The organism is Armatimonadota bacterium (assembly GCA_031432545.1).
GTDB classification, from domain to species: domain Bacteria; phylum Sysuimicrobiota; class Sysuimicrobiia; order Sysuimicrobiales; family Sysuimicrobiaceae; genus Caldifonticola; species Caldifonticola tengchongensis.
The window spans coordinates 111,687-130,704 of the sequence record JAVKGX010000002.1; the positions used below are offsets into that span (position 1 = coordinate 111,687).

Annotated in this window: 18 protein-coding genes; 14 read left to right on the forward strand and 4 right to left on the reverse strand. The window is 67.5% G+C overall.

All coding sequences use genetic code 11. The annotated features are described in order from the left end of the window. Nucleotides 1-73: 73 nt before the first annotated feature. The 8 genes from QN163_04230 (at nucleotide 74) to QN163_04265 (ending at nucleotide 8,439) form a co-directional block, all read left to right on the forward strand. Nucleotides 74-715: a TetR/AcrR family transcriptional regulator gene (locus QN163_04230; GenBank protein ID MDR5683218.1), complete on the forward strand. Its 642-nt coding sequence runs from the start codon at nucleotides 74-76 to the stop codon at nucleotides 713-715. After that, nucleotides 716-2,293 (forward strand): long-chain-fatty-acid--CoA ligase, encoded by a 1,578-nt coding sequence (locus QN163_04235; GenBank protein MDR5683219.1) that lies wholly within the window; start codon nucleotides 716-718, stop codon nucleotides 2,291-2,293. After that, nucleotides 2,293-3,774, forward strand: coding sequence for a 4-hydroxyphenylacetate 3-hydroxylase N-terminal domain-containing protein (locus QN163_04240; GenBank protein MDR5683220.1), 1,482 nt, complete (start codon nucleotides 2,293-2,295; stop codon nucleotides 3,772-3,774). The genes QN163_04235 and QN163_04240 overlap by 1 nt, the downstream gene beginning before the upstream one ends. Beyond that, nucleotides 3,771-5,042, forward strand: a complete 1,272-nt coding sequence (locus QN163_04245; protein MDR5683221.1) for an ABC transporter substrate-binding protein — start codon at nucleotides 3,771-3,773, stop codon at nucleotides 5,040-5,042. Before QN163_04240 ends, QN163_04245 begins: the two co-directional genes overlap by 4 nt. A gap of 16 nt (nucleotides 5,043-5,058) precedes the next feature. Further along, a complete protein-coding gene (locus QN163_04250; protein MDR5683222.1) occupies nucleotides 5,059-5,922 on the forward strand; it encodes a branched-chain amino acid ABC transporter permease in 864 nt (287 codons plus the stop codon). A gap of 5 nt (nucleotides 5,923-5,927) precedes the next feature. Continuing rightward, entirely contained in the window at nucleotides 5,928-6,932 is a 1,005-nt protein-coding gene (locus tag QN163_04255; GenBank protein MDR5683223.1) for a branched-chain amino acid ABC transporter permease, read from the forward strand. After that, complete coding sequence (locus tag QN163_04260; GenBank protein MDR5683224.1) at nucleotides 6,929-7,687, forward strand: ABC transporter ATP-binding protein; 759 nt, start codon at nucleotides 6,929-6,931, stop codon at nucleotides 7,685-7,687. Before QN163_04255 ends, QN163_04260 begins: the two co-directional genes overlap by 4 nt. Nucleotides 7,688-7,749: 62 nt before the next feature. Next, nucleotides 7,750-8,439: an ABC transporter ATP-binding protein gene (locus QN163_04265; GenBank protein ID MDR5683225.1), complete on the forward strand. Its 690-nt coding sequence runs from the start codon at nucleotides 7,750-7,752 to the stop codon at nucleotides 8,437-8,439. 52 nt (nucleotides 8,440-8,491) lie between these two features. Here the strand turns inward: QN163_04265 and pgl are convergent, their stop codons facing one another. The 4 genes from pgl to QN163_04285 all read right to left on the reverse strand — a co-directional run bounded on the left by pgl (nucleotide 8,492) and on the right by QN163_04285 (nucleotide 12,413). After that, on the reverse strand, nucleotides 8,492-9,247 hold the full coding sequence (gene pgl, locus QN163_04270; GenBank protein ID MDR5683226.1) for a 6-phosphogluconolactonase: 756 nt from the start codon (nucleotides 9,245-9,247) through the stop codon (nucleotides 8,492-8,494). Beyond that, complete coding sequence (gene zwf / locus QN163_04275; GenBank protein MDR5683227.1) at nucleotides 9,232-10,662, reverse strand: glucose-6-phosphate dehydrogenase; 1,431 nt, start codon at nucleotides 10,660-10,662, stop codon at nucleotides 9,232-9,234. The genes pgl and zwf overlap by 16 nt, the downstream gene beginning before the upstream one ends. Further along, complete coding sequence (gnd, locus tag QN163_04280; protein ID MDR5683228.1) at nucleotides 10,662-11,570, reverse strand: decarboxylating 6-phosphogluconate dehydrogenase; 909 nt, start codon at nucleotides 11,568-11,570, stop codon at nucleotides 10,662-10,664. Before gnd ends, zwf begins: the two co-directional genes overlap by 1 nt. A gap of 153 nt (nucleotides 11,571-11,723) precedes the next feature. Beyond that, on the reverse strand, nucleotides 11,724-12,413 hold the full coding sequence (locus tag QN163_04285) for an endonuclease V (protein MDR5683229.1): 690 nt from the start codon (nucleotides 12,411-12,413) through the stop codon (nucleotides 11,724-11,726). A 117-nt stretch (nucleotides 12,414-12,530) separates the two neighbouring features. On the opposite strand from QN163_04285, the gene QN163_04290 reads away from it, so the two are divergent. The 6 genes from QN163_04290 to QN163_04315 all read left to right on the forward strand — a co-directional run bounded on the left by QN163_04290 (nucleotide 12,531) and on the right by QN163_04315 (nucleotide 18,991). Next, nucleotides 12,531-13,241 carry a DUF72 domain-containing protein gene (locus QN163_04290; GenBank protein MDR5683230.1) on the forward strand — a complete coding sequence of 237 codons (711 nt, stop codon included), beginning with the start codon at nucleotides 12,531-12,533 and terminating at the stop codon, nucleotides 13,239-13,241. Between the two features lie 68 nt (nucleotides 13,242-13,309). Continuing rightward, nucleotides 13,310-14,194, forward strand: coding sequence for a sugar phosphate isomerase/epimerase (locus tag QN163_04295; protein MDR5683231.1), 885 nt, complete (start codon nucleotides 13,310-13,312; stop codon nucleotides 14,192-14,194). Nucleotides 14,195-14,263: 69 nt separating this feature from the next. Continuing rightward, nucleotides 14,264-15,253 carry a Gfo/Idh/MocA family oxidoreductase gene (locus QN163_04300; protein ID MDR5683232.1) on the forward strand — a complete coding sequence of 330 codons (990 nt, stop codon included), beginning with the start codon at nucleotides 14,264-14,266 and terminating at the stop codon, nucleotides 15,251-15,253. Nucleotides 15,254-15,328: 75 nt separating this feature from the next. Continuing rightward, nucleotides 15,329-16,186 (forward strand): Cof-type HAD-IIB family hydrolase, encoded by an 858-nt coding sequence (locus tag QN163_04305; protein MDR5683233.1) that lies wholly within the window; start codon nucleotides 15,329-15,331, stop codon nucleotides 16,184-16,186. Between the two features lie 128 nt (nucleotides 16,187-16,314). Next, on the forward strand, nucleotides 16,315-17,334 hold the full coding sequence (locus tag QN163_04310) for an extracellular solute-binding protein (protein MDR5683234.1): 1,020 nt from the start codon (nucleotides 16,315-16,317) through the stop codon (nucleotides 17,332-17,334). Between the two features lie 22 nt (nucleotides 17,335-17,356). Continuing rightward, on the forward strand, nucleotides 17,357-18,991 hold the full coding sequence (locus QN163_04315; protein MDR5683235.1) for an iron ABC transporter permease: 1,635 nt from the start codon (nucleotides 17,357-17,359) through the stop codon (nucleotides 18,989-18,991). Nucleotides 18,992-19,018: the final 27 nt, after the last annotated feature.

Here is a 19,018-nt window from a genome sequence, read left to right on the forward strand (position 1 = left end):
CCGAGAAGGAGAAAAGTGACGGCGGACAGAATCTATCGATCGTTCGATCGAAAAAGTGTGGGCACCGCCGGCCGTGTCGCACAGACAGACCCAGATCGCGCGAAACAACCACCGGCGCCTGCTCGACGCGGCGGCCCGCCTGTTCCGCGCGAAGGGATACGCCGCCACCGGTATCCGCGACCTGTCACGCGCCCTGCGCATGGAGACCGCCTCCCTGTACCACTACATGGATGGGAAGGAAGGTCTCCTCTACGAGATCGCGCGCCGCAGCCAGGAAGACCTCGCTGCCGCGGTCGCGCCGATCGTGGTCTCGGATCGACCTCCGCTCGAAAAAGTCCGCAGCCTGATGACCACCCACATGACCATCGTCCTCCGCGACCGGGACAAGTACGCGGTCCTGCTGTCGGAGCTGAAGGCGCTGTCGCCGCGTCGGCGGGCCGCGATCGTCCGCCTGCGCGACGCGTACGAACGGATGGTGGACCACGTCCTGGCTGAGGGGCAGGGCTGCGGCGTGCTGCGGACCGACGTCCCGGTCCGCTACCTGCGGCTGGCGCTGCTGAACCTGCTGAACTGGTCCATCTACTGGTATCGGCCGAACGGGCCCCTGACCCCGGAGGCGCTGGCCGCCGTGCTGAGCGCGGTGTTCCTGGACGGCGCCCGCGCGCGCAGGTCGGTTCGGCGTTCCTTGACCGGCACCAGTACGTCAGGGAAATAGATGCGGACGCCGCTGTCGCCGCTGCAGTTCTTCCGTCGGGCGGCGGGGATCTACCATGATCGGCTGGCCGTCGTGGACGGGGGCGCACGTTTCTCGTACCGACAGTTTTGTGAGCGCTGTCTGCGGCTGGCGGCGGGCCTGAGAATCCGCGGTTTGAGACGTGGCGACCGCGCGGCCGTACTGGCACCCAACACGCACCGGGCCCTTGAGTGCTACTATGCCGTTCCCCTGGCGGGCGGCGTACTGGTACCGCTCAACACCCGGCTCAGTCCGGATGACTACGCTTACATCCTCGGCCACTCCGGCGCCCGGCTGCTGCTGGCCGATCCTGGATTTGCCTCCACCGCCGCGGCTCTCGGAGAGCAGATTCCGTCGCTGGACGTGGTGTTGCTGGGGGAGGGCAAACCGAACTCTTCGGAAGCGGTCCTGGCGTCTGTGGGCGCGGAGGTCGCACGGGAGATCGTGGGTGAACTCGAGGGTCTGGACGAAGAGTCGCCGATCAGCTTGAACTACACGAGCGGCACGACCGCCCACCCCAAGGGTGTGGTGCTGACCCACCGAAACACCGCGCTGAACGTGGTCAACTTCGTCGTGCACGGGCGCCTGGCTGCAGACGACGTGTACCTGCACACGCTGCCGATGTTCCACGTCAACGGATGGGGCGGCGTGTGGGCCGTGACCGCGGTCGGGGCGACGCACGTCTGCCTCCCGAAGCCAGATCCGGCGGAGGTCGTACGGTCGATCGACGAGCACGGAGTGACGATGGCCTGTTCGGCGCCCACCGTGCTGGTGATGCTCGGCAGCCATTTGTCCACGCAGAACTGGAGACCGCGTCGGCCGCTGCGCTGGTACGTGGGAGGTGCCCCGCCGCCGCCGGCCCTGATCGCGCGGATCGAAGACGCGCTGGGCATCGAGCTCGTGCACGTCTACGGGTTGACCGAGACCGGCCCGTGGCTGACGGTCTGCGAGTGGAGGCAGGAGTGGAACAGCCGGTCGCCGGAGATCCGCGCGGCCATCAAGGCCCGTCAGGGAATCGGGCAGCTGCTTTGCGGTGAGGTGCGGGTCGTGCGGGCCGACCTCACTCCGGTGGCGGCGGACGGACGCGAAGTCGGCGAGATCGTGGTCCGCGGCCCGACGGTGATGGCCGGCTACTACAACGATCCCGAGGCCACCCGGGAGGCGTTCGCCGGTGGATGGTTCCATACCGGGGACCTCGCGGTGCTGCATCCCGAGGGCTACATCCAGATCGTCGACCGAAAGAAGGACATGATCATCAGCGGCGGGGAGAACATCTCGTCGGTGGAGGTCGAAAGCGTACTGTATCAGCACCCGGCCGTGCTGGAGGCGGCCGTGGTGGCCGCACCGGATCCGAAGTGGGGCGAAGTGCCGCGGGCGTTCGTGGTCCTGCGCCCAGGCGCGCATGTGACCGCCGACGATCTGATCGCCTTCTGCCGCGACCGGATAGCCCACTTCAAAGCGCCGAAGATCGTCGAGTTCGTCGACGCGTTGCCCAGGACTGCGACGGGAAAGATCCAGAAGTATGTGCTGCGAACCTCGACGACTGCGGGGAAGACCTAATGCTGCGCTCTCCCGAGGAGTTCCTGGCAAGCCTGCGCGACGGCCGACGCGTAGTCTATCGGGGCCGGCTCGTCGACGACGTGACGGCTCACCCGCACCTGGGCAAAGGTGCCCGCCACGTGGCCGTGGACTTCCGGTTGGCACACGCACATCCTCACGACGACCGGTTCACAGTGGCCGACGAGGGGACGGGCGACCGGGTGAGCCGCTACTTTCACGTCCCGCGCGACGGAACGTCCCTGTTGCGGCGGCGCGATCTGATCGAGGCCGTCACCCGTGCAGCACGGTCGTTCGTGCCGCTCATCAAGGAGATCGGCACCGACGCGCTCTTCGCCCTCATGATCGTGACCGCTCAGCTCGATCGCGACCTTCGGACGAACTTCCGTTCCCGCGTGGACGCCTTCTACCGGCACTGCCGGGATGGCGATCTGGCGATGGCTGTCGCCCAGACCGACGCCAAGGGGGATCGAAGCCGGCGGCCGTCGCAGCAGCCTCACCCGGACTTGTACGTACGAGTCGTGTCGCAGGACGCTCGCGGCATCGTGATCCGTGGAGCGAAAGCGCACACGACCAACGCGGTGTTCAGCAACGAGATCTTCGTCCTCCCCACACGAGCGATGACCGAGGCCGACGCGGCCTACGCGGTGGCCTGCGCGGTGCCCGCCAACGCACCCGGGCTGACGATGGTCGCCAGTCCCCGCGGATTCAGCGCCACAAGCCAGTTCGACAACCCACTGAGCAGCCGGCACAGCCTGACGGAGTCACTGACGATCTTCGACGACGTGTTCGTTCCCTGGGAACGAGTGTTCCTCTGCGGGCAGTGGCAGTACGCGGCCATGTTGGCGAAGACGTTCGTCGAGTTCCACCGGTTCACCGCAGTCTCCTACAAGACGCCGCTGTTGGAGTTGCTGCTCGGGGCGGCGGCGCTGGTCGCGGACTGCAACGGGCTTCTGGGCGTTGCCCACGTCCGCGACAAACTCGCCCGGATGGCGATGTACCTCGAGGCGGTACGCGGCCTGACCACCGCGTCAGCCGTAGAGCACCGGATCGTCGAGGGCATCGCCGTTCCCAACGTGCGGACCACAAACGCGGCGAAGTACTATTTCGCCCACGGATACCACGAAGTGGTACGCGACGTACAGGACATCGCCGGCGGCCTGACGGTGACTGGCCCTGCGGAGGAGGACTGGGACGCACCGGAGATACGTGCTCTGATCGAGCCGTACCTGATGGGGCGCGAGGGCGTCGATGGGGAGCGGCGCTTGCGCGTGATGAACCTGATCCGAGACCTGACCGCATCCGACCTGGGAGGCTATTTGGAGGTTCTGGCCATTCACGCCGAAGGATCCCTGCAGACACAGAAGCTGACGGTCCTGATGGACTTCGACCTGGAGCGTGTGTGTGCTCTTGCAGCCGAGGCGGCGGGGCTGCCGGCGACGGGGGCTGCTGACGCCGTCGGAGGAAAGGGGGAAGACAGATGAGAAGGACGAGATGGGTTTGCGTGGGGTTGTGGGGCACCGCGCTGCTGCTGGCCATCGCCCCGCAGGCTGGCTCAGCACCGGCGACCTGCCAGCTCGGTGTGCCAGCGATCAGACTGGGGGTCCAGGGCGTCGCATCCGGACCCCACGCGGATTACGGCCGCCAGATCCAGATGGGCGCAGTGATGGCGATCGAGGAGATCAACGCGCGGGGTGGTGTCCTGGGGTGCCGGCTGGAGATGCGCTTCATGGACGACGAGAACCGGCCGGCTACCGGTGTGCGCAACGCCCGGCTGCTGGTAACCGAGTACGGCGCGCACTTCCTGTACGGGACCGACAGCAGCGGGGTTGCGATGGCCCTGGGGCCGGTGCTCAAGGAGCTGGACCGCATCCAGTTCTTCACACACGCTGCCACGCACCGCCTGACGGAGGAACTCGTGGCGCAGCAGGGGATCCGGCAGATCGTGCGCGTCAGTGCGCCCGTGTACCAGGATGCGATTGCAGCATGGGTGTTCAAGGACAATCCACAGATTCGGCGCTGGGCGACGATCGGAGCCGACTATGAGTATGGCTACGCGACCTGGGCGCTGTTCCGCGATGCGATGCGGAGGTTCCGGCCGGATGTGGAGTTCGTGGGCGCGGCCTGGGCACCGTTTCTGACCACGGATTTCAGTCCTCATATCTCGGCGGTCATGGCGCAGAACCCCGACGGCATCATCGCCACCCCGTGGGCAGGCGAGGCAGTGACGCTTCTGCGGCAGGCCGTGCTGATGGGGGTCTTCGATCGCGTACAGGTGTGGTTCCAGGCCATGGGCGGGTCGGTCGACGTGCTGGAGGGCATTGCACGCGAGGTCCAGGAGGACCGCTTCAAGGGCAAGCTGTGGGCAACAGCCCGGTACATTCACAACTGGCCTGACACGCAGACCAACCGGGCCTTCGTCGAACGCTTCGAGCGGCGGTGGGCTCGCCTACCGAACTATTCGGCGGAGACCACCTATTCCGCGATCCAGATCACGAAGGCCGCGGTGGAGAGGTCTCGCAGCCTTCAGACCGACCGGGTCATCGCCGCTCTCCGCGGGATGCAGATCGTGACGCCGGCCGGCCTGCGAGTGTTCCGGGAGCAAGACCAGCAGTTCGTCTACACGGTGCCGGCAGGGCGCGTGGTGTGGAGCGCCCGGCACAACATGCCCATCCTCGGAGATCTCCGCGTCGTCAGCGCGCGGGAGTATTGGCGGTCTCCACCCTTTACACCGCTGCAGGTGGGAAGGTAGCCGCGCAGAAACGGGGATGGACGCGTTCCTCTACCAGGGCCTGGTCGGCGTCTCGCTGGCCATGTATCTTTGGTTGATCTCCGCCGGGCTCACGATCGTCTTCGGCGTGCTGGGGGTTCTGAACTTCGCTCACGGCAGCCTGTTCATGCTAGGCGCCTACCTAGCCTATACGTTCTACGGCCCGGCGGAGCTTCCCTTTGCGGTCTCCGTGCTGGCGGCCGTCGCAGTCGTAGCCGTGGTCGGCCTCGTCATGGAGCACTTCTTCCTGCGTCATCTCTACGCGGTGGATGTGGCCTACCAGTTGCTGCTCACGTTCGGCTTCGTGCTGGTTTTCGACGATCTCGTGAAGATCCTCTGGGGCGGCGTGTTCCGGATCCCGCCCATTCCGCGTTTCCTCGACGGCGCGTGGACGGTGTTCGGGCGACCGTTCCCCATCTATAACGCTTTCGTGATCGCCGTGGGACTGACCGTGGGTGCGGCGCTGTGGCTGCTGTTCGAACGGACGTGGTGGGGACGGACGGTACGGGCCACCGCTTCGGACCGAGACATGGCGGGCGCGCTCGGCGTGCGCGTCCCGCGCGTATTTTCAGCCGTCTTCATGTTCGGAGCTGCGCTGGCGGCCCTGGGTGGTGCACTAGGAACTCCCGTGCGTGTGGTCGCCCCGGGGATCGGTGGGGCGATGATCATCCAGGCGTTCATCATTACGGTGATCGGCGGGCTCGGCAACCTCAAGGGAGCTTTCATCGGTTCGCTGATCGTCGGGATCCTCTCAGCGTACGGAACACTGTTCTTTCCCGTGTTCGAACTGTTCTTCATCTTCGTGATTATGGCGGCCGTTCTACTCGTGCGACCGCAGGGTCTGTTCGGCACGGCGCGATGACGGCGTTGGCTGCAACGCGCTGGAGCGGCTGGCTGGCATGGTCGACCGGCCTGTTGCTCCTTGGGCTACTGCTGGTGCTCCCTTATGTGGCCAGCACCTACGTCATCTACGTCGCGACGCATGTGCTGATCCTCTCTCTGTTCGCGCTGGGTTTCAATCTGCTGTTTGGCTACTCGGGGCTGCTGTCGTTCGGACAGGCGGGATTCTACGCCGTGGGCGCCTACGTCTGTGCGAAGATCCTCCTTTCTACCCCTTCGCTGTTGCTCGGCGTGGGTGGGGGAACGCTGGCCGCAGGGTTGGTGGCGCTGCTCGTTGGCGCACTCTCGGTGCGACACACACGCATCTACTTCGCGATGCTGACGCTGGCCTTCGGGATGATCATTTTCTCCTTGGCCTGGAAGTGGCGCGACGTTACGGGCGGCGACGACGGCCTGGTGGGGATTCCGCGCGCACCGCTGGTGATCGGGCCGCTGGAAGTGAGCGTGGCCAGCGTGGAACGCTACTACGTCTTTGTGCTGATCGTCACGTTGCTCGCCATTTGGGCGATCCGTCGGATCCTTGTCTCACCCTTCGGGCTGACGCTGCAAGCGATTCGTGACAGCGAGACCCGGGCACCGTTCACAGGCATCGCAGTTCACACCCACCGGCTTGTTGCTTTCGTGATCGCGGGCCTCTACGCGGGGCTGGCGGGTGCTCTCTTACCCGCCCTCGAGAACACTGTGACACCGCCCATCGCACACTGGACGACATCGGCAGAACCCGTACTCGCAACGCTGCTGGGCGGCATCCGCACGTTCGGCGGACCGATCGTGGGTGCCCTGTTGCTGTTCGTGATCAAGGATTTCATCGTGCGGGTGACGATACACTGGTCGCTGGTGTTGGGGATCACCGTCATCGTACTGGTCGTTGGATTCCGTGGTGGGGTGGCCGGCGCAGCCGGCGCCTTGTTCTCCCGGATCGTGGAGAGGGCGCAGGGGGCACGGGCCGGGTTGGAGGGCGGCCGGCCGTGAGCACGCTGCTGCGGACACATGGGCTGTACAAGCGTTTCGGAGAACTGCGGGCCGTCGATGGTGTCTCGCTGGAACTCGCTGAGGGCGTTCTGACGGCGATCATTGGACCCAACGGAGCCGGCAAGACTACGCTCATCAACCTGCTGAGCGGAGCCATGGCGCCGGACTCTGGACGCGTGGAGTTCCGCGGACACGACGTCACACGGATGCCGGTCCACGCACGCGTCCGGCACGGCCTGACGCGCTCGTTCCAGATCATGAGCATTTTCGCGGGGCTCACGGTGCGCGAGAACGTGCTGATTCCCGTCCTGGCGCGGTTGGGCCGCGAACGTCAGGTACACATACCCGTCGCACGGTGCGCCGATGCCCTGGGGGAGACAGACCGTATCCTGGAAGCGATCGGCTTGTTGGAACAGCGTGATCGGCGGGCTAGTGCACTCTCCCACGGGGACAAGCGCCGGCTGGAGTTGGGGATCGCGATCGCTTCGGAGCCTGTTTTGTGTCTGTTGGACGAGCCGTGTTCGGGCACCAATCCCGTGGAGCGCAGGGTCGTGCTCAACCTCATTCAGGCCCTGTCGCGCCGCGGTCGGACGACATTCGTCGTGGTAGAGCACGACATGGACGTAGTATTCAGCCTGGCACAGCGGATCGTGGTCATGAGCCGAGGGCAGGTACTGGCGGACGGTCCGCCTCCGGTCATCCGCGACCATCCCCAGGTACGCGCCATCTACCTGGGCGAGGAGTTCGAGACATGACGACCGACCAACGTGCAAGCTGCTCTACAGCGGACGCCAGAGCTGACCCGGAGCTGTTGACCGTGAGCGACCTCGTGATCGGATACGACGACAACGTGGTCGTACAGGGACTCTCTTTGAGCGTGTGCCAAGGCGAGGTGGTGGCTTTGCTTGGCCGCAACGGGGCGGGCAAGACGACGACGCTACGTGGCATCGTCGGGATGACGCCGGCGCGGGCGGGCGAGGTGTGGTTCCAGGGCCGGAGACTCACCGGCCTGCCGCCGTACGAGATCGCACGCCGGGGCATCGCGTATGTCCCCGACGATCGGCGGATCTTCGCCGACCTAACGGTCGAGGAGAATTTGCTGCTGGCCGGACGCGTGGCGGGACGGGCGGGGAGGTGGACCCGGGACTCGGTCTACGATCTGTTTCCCGCACTGGCGGTCCTGCGGGGCAGCCGTGGCGGCCACCTGAGCGGGGGAGAACAGAAGATGCTCGCCATCGGTAGGGCCCTGATGACGAATCCCGACCTGCTGCTTCTTGACGAACCGGCCGAAGGACTAGCGCCCCTTGTCGTACGCCAGCTCGGTGAGGTGCTCCGCGAGATTCGGAGTTCCGGGGTCACGATCCTGCTGGCGGACCAGAATATGCGCTTCTGCCGTCGGCTGGCTGACCGCGGCTACGTCATCGACCGGGGAACTGTGCGACTGCACGGAAGGATGGAGGACATTTGGCAAGACGAGGAAGTGATCCGCCAGCACCTGGCCATCTGAAACTGCGACAAGTGCGACGGCTTCGGAGCGGGCGCAGAGGGTTCTGAGCAGCTCACGACAGCGACCCCGGGTCATCCTGCCCCGCGGCTGCGCGATCCACCCACCAGGTCAGGGTGCCGTCGGCCGGTTGGACTCGGCTGGCTGGACATGCATCTGTGTTCCCTCGCCGCGCACGGCGCAACGCCTCCGCCTTGTCGTGCCCGGTGACGAGGAAGTGCACCTGTGCCGCGCGGTTCAGGATCGGTAGCGTCAGCGTCAGGCGGATCGGAGGATCGGCTGGCGCGGTGACGGCGACAACCCATCGCTGCACCTCGAGGAGGGCCGCCGAGCCGGGGAACAGCGATGCCGTATGGCCATCGGGGCCCAGGCCGAGCAGGATGAGATCGAATCGTGGATCCGAGCCGAAGTGCGCCCGCAAGACGGCCTCGTAGGTACGGGCCGCCTCACCCGGATCCGCGTGGTCAGTCGGCATCGGGTGCACGTTTCCGGCCGGGATGTCGATGCGTGCAAGCAGCGCTTGGCGGGCCATACGGAAGTTGCTGGCGGGATGGTCGTGGGGTACGTACCGCTCGTCACCCCAGAACAGGTGCACGTTCGTCCAGGGGATGTCGGCATGGGCGGACAGGAGCTCGTACATCCGGCGCGGCGTACCGCCACCGGCGAGTGCGACGTCACATCGGCGGCGTTGGGCCACGGCCTCGCGCATGGCGTCCCCGATGGCCGCCGCGGCAGCCTGGCTCAGGGACTCCCCGTCCGCAAAGACGCGCAGCCGGCCCTCCATGGGGCCGTCCGTCAGACGCCGTGCCACCAGCCACCTTGGGGCAGCCCCTCGGCCGCGTCGGGGCCCCACGTGCTGGCCGGATAGAGGTGGACGGGCGGTGGATTCTCGATCAGCGGCGCGTACAGACGCCAGGCGTGTTCGATCTCGTCGTCGCGCACGAACAGCGTTGCGTCACCTGTGAGCACGTCGTACAGGAGCGTCTCGTACGCGTCGGGAAGGGCGCCCAGCGCTTCCGAGTACCGGAAGCGCAGGCGCTCGGTCTGCAGCGTGAGGCCCGGCAGGGGTGACTTGACTTCGAAGTACAGGTCGAATCCCTCGTCGGGTTGCAACGTGATCACGAGCTGGTTGGCGTGGATCTCGCCGCCGGAGGATTGGAACAGCGTCACCGGCGCTCGGCGGAACCGGACGACGATGCGGCTGAGCTTGCGGGGCAGCCGCTTTCCGGTCCGAAGGTAGAACGGCACACCCTGCCAGCGCCAGTTCTCGATCGACAGCCGCAAGGCGACGAACGTCTCCGTGCGGGAGTCCGACGCCACCCCCTCCTCCTGCCGGTAACCGGGCACGGCCCGCCCGCCGACCTCTCCGGCTGCGTACTGCCCGAACACGGCGTCTCGGGGGCGCAAGGGGGCAACCGCACGCAACACCTTGACCTTCTCGTCGCGGATGGCGTCGGCTTCAAACGCGACCGGGACCTCCATCGCCACCAGGGTCAGCAGTTGCGTCAGGTGGTTTTGCACGACGTCGCGCAGCGCGCCGGCTTGCTCGTAGAACGCCACCCGCCGCCCGATCCCCTCGTCTTCGGCAACAGTGATCTCCACGCTCTCCACGCGGTCGCGGTTCCACACCGACTCGAACACGGGATTCGCAAAGCGCAACACCAGAAGGTTCTGGACGGTCTCCTTGCCCAGGTAGTGGTCGATGCGGTAGACTTGCGGTTCCTCGAAGTAGCGGTGGACCAACGCGTTGAGTTGGCGCGCGGAATCCAGATCCCAGCCGAAGGGCTTCTCGACGACGAGTCGCGTCCAGCCGCGACTGCGACTCAATCCGGCCTCCCCTAATCCTACGACAGTCGATGGCACCGCCGCGGGCGGCAGCGCCAGATAGTAGACGCGGTTGCCCGGCAGGTCCCCCGCTCGTTCCAGGGTGTCGATCTCGGCACCGAGCCTGCGGTAGTCGTCCGGGGCTCCGGCGCCGATGGAGCGGAAGTGAAGGCAGGTGTCGCACCACGAGCGCGCGCGGTCGCCCAGAATCCCGCGGGCCCACGCCCGAAAGCGCGCGTCGTCCATCTCCCGGGATCGCGACACGCCCAGGATGGCGTGGCGTCGCGGCAGGAACCCCTTGTCGGCGAGATCGTACAGCGCTGGCAGCAGCTTGCGCGCCGTCAGGTCGCCGGTGGCCCCGAAGATCACGAACACGTGGGGAACGACGGGTTCTGTGCGCATCAGTCGGGCCGGCGAAATGCATGTCCGCCGAACTGGTGCCGCAGCATCGCCAGGACGCGGTCGGCGTAGGACTCTGCGTCGCGGGAGCGCAGCCGCTGCAGCAGCGCAAGCGTGATCACCGGCGCGGGAGTGTCCAGTGCGATCGCCTCGGCCACGGCCCACCGTCCCTCGCCGGAGTCCTCGACGTAGGGCGCCACGTCGTGCAAATCCGGATCCTCCGCTAGCCCGCGCGCGGCCAGGTCCAGCAGCCACGACCGCACGACGCTGCCCCAGCGCCAGATCTGGGCTACTTGGCGGACGTCCAGGCCGAAGGTGTTCGCGCGTCGGAGGATCGCAAACCCCTCCGCGTACGCCTGCATCAGCCCATACTCGATTCCGTTGTGCACCATCTTCACGAAGTGCCCCGCGCCGTTGGGTCCGACGTGGCCCCAGCCGCGGTCGGGCGCCGGCGCGAGGGCCTCGAACAGCGGTCGCAGCCGTCCCACCGGCTCCGGATCGCCCCCGATCATCAGACAGTACCCCTCTGACAGGCCCCACACCCCTCCGCTGGTCCCCACGTCCACGAAGTGCAGCCCGCGTGCGCGCATCCACGCCGCCCGGCGCATCGAGTCCCGGTAGTGGGAGTTGCCGCCGTCCACGACGACGTCGCCGCTGCCCAACAGCGGCGCCAGTTGCTCCAGCGTCCGATCCACCCCCTCGCCGGCCGGAATCATCATCCACAGCGCCCTCGGGCGTGCGAGGGCGTCCACGAGTGCTTGCAGCGACTCCGCACCCCGTCCGCCCGACTCCACGAACTGCCGGACCGTCCGTGTGCTGCGCGCATGCCCGACGACCTCGTGCCCGGCGCGGATCAACCGCTGCCCCATGCCGGCACCCATGCGTCCCAGCCCGATCATCCCCACCTGCATGGCAACGCCTCCGTCGCTGTGCGCGTGTCTGATAGAGTTTCTCGATCTGGGGGCACCGCCCCTCGCCGCGGCGCTCGGGGAGCCCGAACGGCCTGCGTTCGACGGTCGCGGCAGCGGCGTGGCGCCAGGTCGACAGGCATCTGTGCACGACGGTCAATCCCCGATCCGAGCCATGCGGGCCGCCCTCCGCGCCAAACGCAGGGGCTGTGGGGTCCTCCGACGCCCCGTCAACGCGAGGAGCACCTCTGCCGCGGTCTGCGGGTCGGTCCGCCACGCGGCGTGTGCGACGAGGGGTCGAGTAGCGGGGCGCGTGCGTACCCAGTAGCCGACGACCTCGCCGTCGAGTCGCAGCGGGCTGATCGCGCCGCGGACATCGGGTGGCCAGTCCCCCCGGGCGAGCAGGGGTCGGTTCGTCACCCCGATCGTCGGGATACCCAGCCTTGCCCCGAGGTGGAGGGCGAGTCCCGCGCGCCGCGGATGGTCCCGCCCCGTCGCATTGACCAGGAGGACCTCCGGCATCGACGCCAGGAGGCGGACGGCTTCTTCCAGGATCGGACCCTCGCGGAGTGCCAGCAGTCCCGGCTCGTAGGCAGCCCCGACCTGGCTGCGTACGACCTCGATCGCGGCGACCTTGCCTCCCTCCATGCGCACCGCTGCGGCCCAGGCTCGATCGCCGGCCGCTCCCCTTCCGGCCGTACCCCGCGGGAAGCAGACGAAGCAGGCGCCGACCGACCGGATCGCCCCACCCGGCCGCCACGGCGCCACGGACAGTCGGGCCAGACGATCCTGCTCCGCCCGGAGAGATTGCGCGTCGACCGGCCACGGTCCGACGACGGGTTCCATCTTCGTCCCCGGCGGGTGCGGCCCCCGCTTCCAGGGTGATCGTCTCCCTTTGCACTCTGCAGGACAAGGATCGGGTCCAGGTTACGTGGCAAATTTGTCTGCAGGGTGGAGGAGCCGATGAGGGTCCGGGTGGGGTGCTGCGGCTTTGCGCGGCGGTTCGAGGAGTACGCACAGCACCTGGACGTCGTCGAGGTTCAGCAGACGTTCTACCGGATGCCGCAGCACCGGACCGTAGAGCGGTGGCGCCGGCGCGTACCCGATCGGTTCGAGTTCACCTTGAAGGCCTGGCAGTTGATCACCCACACGCCCGACAGCCCCACCTACCGTCGCCTGGGCCACAAGATCCCGGTTGCGCTCCGGCACCGCTACGGGTCCTTTGCGCCAACCCGGGAGGTGGAAGTGGCGTGGCAGGCCACGCTCGACGTCGCGCGGGCGCTGCGGGCTACGATCGTGGTCTTCCAGTGCCCTGCCCGCTTCGGCCCCACCGACCCGCACGTCGCGAACCTGCGGCACTTCTTCGCCAACGTGCCGCGCGAGGGGCTGCGGTTCGCGTGGGAGCCGCGGGGCCACTGGCCTCCCGCGCTCGTCAAGGCCCTGTGCAGGGAGCTTGATTTGATCCACTGTGTCGACCCGTTCGTCGCGCCCTCGCAGTATGGGGACCCCTGCTACTACCGCATGCACGGCCGCGGCGGATACCGATACCGCTACACCGACGAAGACCTACAGCAGCTGCGCGAGATGTGCACAGGACCGACGTACGTCCTGTTCAACAACGTGTCGATGTGGGACGACGCCGTGCGCTTCCTCCGGCTCGTCGGGGCCGCATGAGGGAGGTTTGCCGCGGAAGCGTACTCCGCCATGGGGGAGTCGGGCAGGAGACGGTCGAAACATCCCCCATGCGCACGGACGGGTCGGGGCGGGTCGAGAGTCACATGTCGGCGAGCACGCCCAGGCTGGGACTCAACGGTGCCACCACCGGACAGACCGACCTGCTCACCGACGTGAAAATCGCGGCGGAGGCCGGCTACGACGCGCTGGAGCTGCGGGATGCGAAGATCGAGGTCTACCTGCGCGGTGGCCACACCCTGTCGGACCTGCGAACCAGACTGCAAGACGCGGGGATCGAACCCCTGAGCATCAATGCCCTAGACCGCTCGACGCTGGTGGCCGGCGCCGCGTGGGAGGCGGCCGCGCGCCGGTGCGCCACCCTCTGCGATTGGGCGGCGGCGCTCGACTGCCCCTATGTCGTGGTCGTGCCGAGTCCGCTCCCGGACGGTCTGCGACGCGAGGACGCCGTCGGTCCGACCGTGGAGGCGCTGCGGCAGATGGGTGAGATCGCGTTGCGGCGCGGCGTGCGCATCGGGTTCGAGTTCCTGGGCTTTGGGGACTGTTCGGTGCGTACGCTGTCGGAGGCGGCGGCCATCGTGGACGATTGCGACCGCCGCACCGTCGGGTTGGTGATCGACGCGTTCCACTTCCACGTGGGCGGATCGTCCTGGCACGCGTTGGACGCCCTCGACCCGGCGAGGTTGTTCGTCGTGCACCTGGACGACGCCGAAGACAGGCCCCTAGGAGATCTGCGCGATGCCCACCGGCGGCTGCCCGGTGACGGGGTGCTGCCGCTGGGAGCATTTGTCCGGGGCCTGCAGCACATCGGGTACCGTGGCGTCTACTCGCTCGAACTGTTCCCGGCAGACGACGCCCTCGGGTACCAGGATCCGCTGGCGCTCGCTCGGGTGGGCCGGGAGAGGATGGCGGCGCTGTTCGAAGATAGGGGGTAAGTGATCGGCGGGCCGTCTGACACCCGACCGCGGCTGCCGCTGCCCACAACGCCAATCTAGGAGGTTGCGATGCCCCTTGGGATCGGCATACTCGGTGCTGGGTTCATGGGGGGCATTCACGCCCGCATCCTCAGAACCGACGATCGTGTGCGGCTCGTGGGGATTGCCGACACGGTCGCGGCGGCCGCGGAGCGCCTGGCCGCAGAGGTGGACTCTCGCGCTCTGCCGTCGTTCGAGGCTTTGCTAGATGCAGGCGCACAAGCGTTGTACGTGTGCACGCCGAACACCCGTCACGTCGAACCCGTCCTGCGCGCGCTGGAGGCCGGGCTGCACGTCTTCTCGGAGAAGCCGATGGCGACATCTCTTGCGGACGCGCAGAAGATCCGAGAGGCCGCCAGGCACGCCAGGGGTGTATACCAGCTCGGGTTCAACCGGCGGTTTGCAGGCGTGTACCGGTTCGCGCGACGGCTGATCGAGCAGGGCCGGTTGCGCCCGCTGGTGGCCCAGATGAAGCACAACCGCGGCGAACTGCGCCATCCGCCCTGGACGTCGGAAGTCGCGGTCACCGGGGGGTACCTGTACGAGACACCCGTTCACCTGCTGGACATGGCGCGCCACCTGCTCGGTGAAGTCGTCGAGGTCCAGGGGCTGGCGCGGCAGAGCGTCTACGGCGAACCGGACGGTTTCGTGATGCTGTTGCGACACGAAAGCGGCGTGATCGCATCGCTGACCAGCGTCGCCCATGCAAGCTGGCTGTTTCCGTACGAGCGGGTGGAGATCTACGGCGAGCACTGCGCGGTCGTGACGGAGGGGGTAGAGCGCGTGACCTTCAGCCCCGGCGCGCACGAGGCCGCCGAGGCGCTCGACTGCCTGGCGGTCCCGTTCGAGCAGAAGTGGGGCTACGCGGAAGAGGACCGATCGTTCATCGACGCGGTGCTCGGTAGAAGCCCCCCGCCGGTCACCGCTGAAGACGGATACCGTGCCACGGAACTCGTCGAGGCCTGCTACCGGGCGGTTCGCACCGAGCAGCCGGTGCGCCTGCCGCTGGCGGAAGGGTGAGCGGCTGGACGGCCGTCCCCTTCCCAAGAGCGGACCGGATGGGGCACCGGCAGTCGGCCCGGGCGTGAGGCAGAGTTGATTGACAAGCGCGATGGTTTCTACCGGCTGATCGTAGCGGACATCGACGGCACCCTGGTGACGTCGGACCGTCGAATCCCCGTGGCGGTCGCAGACGCCGTCCGCCGGGCGCAGTCCCGCGGCGTGCGTGTCTGTCTGGCCACCGGCCGCATCTGGCGCTCGGCCCAGCCGTACGTTCGCGCTATGGGCGCGGACCCGCCGGTGATCCTGTACAATGGAGGGCTCGTGTACGACTTCGTCCGCGACGAAGTGCTGCGGCGCGTGCCGCTGGACCCCCAGCACGCAGCGTTGGCGCTCGGGTTGCTCCAACGGTTTCCGCGCGTGCGGCCCCACCTGTACGTGGACGACCGTGTGCTGGTGGATCGCCGCGACGAGGTCACCCAGGCCTACGAGCGCAAGGACGGGCTGCGTGTGGAGGAGGTGGGCGACCTGTTGCCCTTTGCCGCCGAGCAGCCGATGAAGATCCTGATCATCGGTCCGCGGGACGCACTCGTCGAGGTAGACCGCGCGATCGCCTCGCTCCGCGTGCCCGTCCAAGCGGTCTTCTCCGAGCAGACCTACCTGGAGATCCTCCCCTTCGGCAGCTCGAAGGGCGCTGCGCTCGCGACGGTCGCCGACCGGTTGGGCGTGCCGCTGGAGGAGACGATCGCCGTGGGAGACAACTTCAACGATCTCACGATGATCGAAGCAGCGGGGCTCGGCGTCGCGATGGGGAACGCGCCCGCTGAGCTGCGCGAGCGTGCGGACTTCGTGACGGCGAGCAACGACGAAGGCGGGCTGCGCGAGGTGATCGAGCGGTTCGTGCTGCGACCCCTGTCGCAGACGCGTACCGAAGGACCGCGGAATCCGGGTTGACGGCCGGGTGTCTTCGACCGAATTGTCCTCGCCGTGCGCGAGCCGCACCGTTTCTCCGGTAGGCGGGGGCCGAGACGAGGGTGGAGCAGGGGCACAGCCAGTCACATCACGCGAGGGAGGGGTAGGGGATGCGCAGGCTTTTCGTGGTCGTGTTGTTGCTGGTCGCCGTGTTCGCGGGGACGACGGGTGCGGGGGCACAGGCGGGCAGGATCGTCGTCTACTCGGCGCTGCCCGATCTGGAGACGTCGATGATCCACCGGGAATTCACGCGCAGGACCGGCATCCAGGTGGAGGCGCTCAGCGTAGCGGCGGCGGGGACGTTGCAAGCGCGGATTCGTGCCGAGAGGGATCGGCCGCGGGCGGATGTCTTCGTCGGTGGGTCGCGGGACTTCCACATCCCGCTCGCCCGGGAGGGCTTGCTCGTCCGGTATCGGTCACCGGTGGCAGCAGAAGCCCGGGTCAGCCCTGCATACCTCGACCCGGACGGATACTGGCACGGCTGGTACCTCGGTGCGCTGGCGATCATCGTCAACGCAGAACGGTGGGACCGAGAACTGGGGCCGCGGGGTGTCCGCAAGCCCACGACCTGGGACGATCTCGTCCGTCCCGAGTTCCGCGGTCAGTTCGTCATGCCGAGCCCGGTGACGACTGGCGGCGGATACATCTTCGTGGCCACGCAGATCTTTCGTCTGGGTGAAGAGCGCGCGTGGACCTACCTGAGGGCGCTGAACACAAACGCCTCGCAGTACACGCCGACCGCTCCCGGCACCATCACCCTGCTGGAGCGAGGCGAGGCCATCGTCGGGATGATGTGGGCGCACGAGGCCATCGGTGCCCGGGCGCTGCGGTTCGCGCCGCTGGAGGTGACCGTGCCGCCCGACAGCGGTTTCGAAGTCGGCGCGGTGTCCATCCTCCGCGGCACCCGCAACCTGGAAGGCGCGCGGGCCTACGTCGACTTCCTGATGAGCCGCACGCCCCAGGAGATCAACGCGCGGTTCGGCTTCCGTTACCCCGTGCGGGCCGACGTCAGCGTGCCAGCCGGAGCGACGCCGTTCGCCCAGTTGCGCTTCGTGCGTTACGACCTCGAGTGGGCGATCCAAAACCAAACGAGGATACGGGAGCAATGGACCCGCGACATCGGACGCTGAGCGGGGCAGCCGAAGCTCCGAGATGACGACTTGGATTCACCCGGGCCGGCTCGCGGCGCGCCTGCGGGCCGACCCGGGCCTTGCGATCGCGTTCGGCGCTGCGGCCGCCGTCCTCGGCGCGTTCGTCCTCTACCCGGCGTTCCGCGTGCTCGTCTATCCGTCGTGGCAGGACTACCTCGCCATCCCCCACAGCGTCCGGTGGGTGCAGGCAGCCCGAAACAGTCTGCTGATGATGGTTCTGTCGACAGCGACCGCGACGTTGCTGGGGTTCGTGTTCGCCTTCGCGACGACCCGTATCGACGTACCGGGCAGGCGGTTCTTCCGCACCGTCGCGATGCTCCCCCTGTTCGCACCACCGTTCATGGTCGCCTTCGCCTACATCCTGATGTTCGGCCGTCAGGGCCTGATCACGCGCACGCTGCTGGGCCTGGACGTCAACATCTTCGGCTGGTGGGGATTGTGGCTGGTCCAGACGATCGCGTTCTTCCCCCTCGCCATGCTGATCATCGCGGGGGTGCTGGATGCGGTGAACCCGAGTCTGGAGCATGCAGCCCGCAACCTGGGGGCCGACGAGTGGGAGGTCCTGCGCACCGTATCGGTTCCCCTGATCCGGCCCGGCGTCGCTGGCGCGATGCTGGTCGTCGCCATCTCCGTTCTCGCCGACTTCGGCAACGCGGTGATCATCGCGGGTGGATTCCCCCTACTGGCGACCGAGGCGTGGTTTCGCATGGAGGGCATGGGCGACCTCAGGGGGGCTGCGCTCGTCGTGGCGATGCTGCTGGTCCCCAGCCTGACGCTGTTCTTGCTGGAGCGGTACTGGGTCAGCCGGCGGGTGTACGTCACCGTGACCGGTCGGGGCTCCCGCCTAGAACACCCACCCACACCGCCCCTGTTCAAGTGGGCGGCGTTCGCCGTCTGCGCCCTCGCCGCGCTGATGGTGCTGCTCGTTTACTTTGGGGTCGTGGCGGGTGCGGTGACCGCGGTATGGGGCCGCGACTGGTCACCGACACTGGACCACTGGCGCCTGGCCACCGACCGCATCGACACGTTGTGGACCAGCGTGCGGATCGGGGCCCTGGCTGGTGCGGGGACTGCCGCCGTCGCCGTGCTGGTGGCATTCTTGACTTCTCGGGCCCTGCCGGGGCGCCAGATCCTCGACTTCCTGGCGGTGCTGCCCGGTGCGCTGCCCGGAGTCTTCGTGGGGGTCGGCTTTGTGCTGGCGTTCAATCCAACGCCGCTGGGCGGCAGCCTCTGGTTGCTCGCGATCGCCCTGGCCTTCTGGCACTTGCCGATGGGATATCAGGCCGCGCGCGCCCGCTTCCAGCAGATCGACCGCTCGATCGAGGAGGCGGCGGCGAATCTGGGTGCCACGGGGCTGCGGGTGCTGCGGGACGTCTACGTGCCCTTGCTCGTGCGGGCGGTGTTCGACGCGTTCGCGGTATCTTTCATCCGTGCGGTGACCAACGTGAGCATCGTGATCTTCCTGATTGCCCCCGGCCAGGTCGTTGCAACCTTCGTGATCCTCAACATGATCCAAAACAACATCTGGGGCGCAGCGGCGGCGCTCACGACGATGCTGTTGCTCCTCACGTTCGCAGCCATCGGCGCGACCTGGCTTGGCGCCGGGCGTGTCCTCCGCACGTCGCCGATGGGGTAGGGGGCCAACGGTGGCATCGGGAGGAAG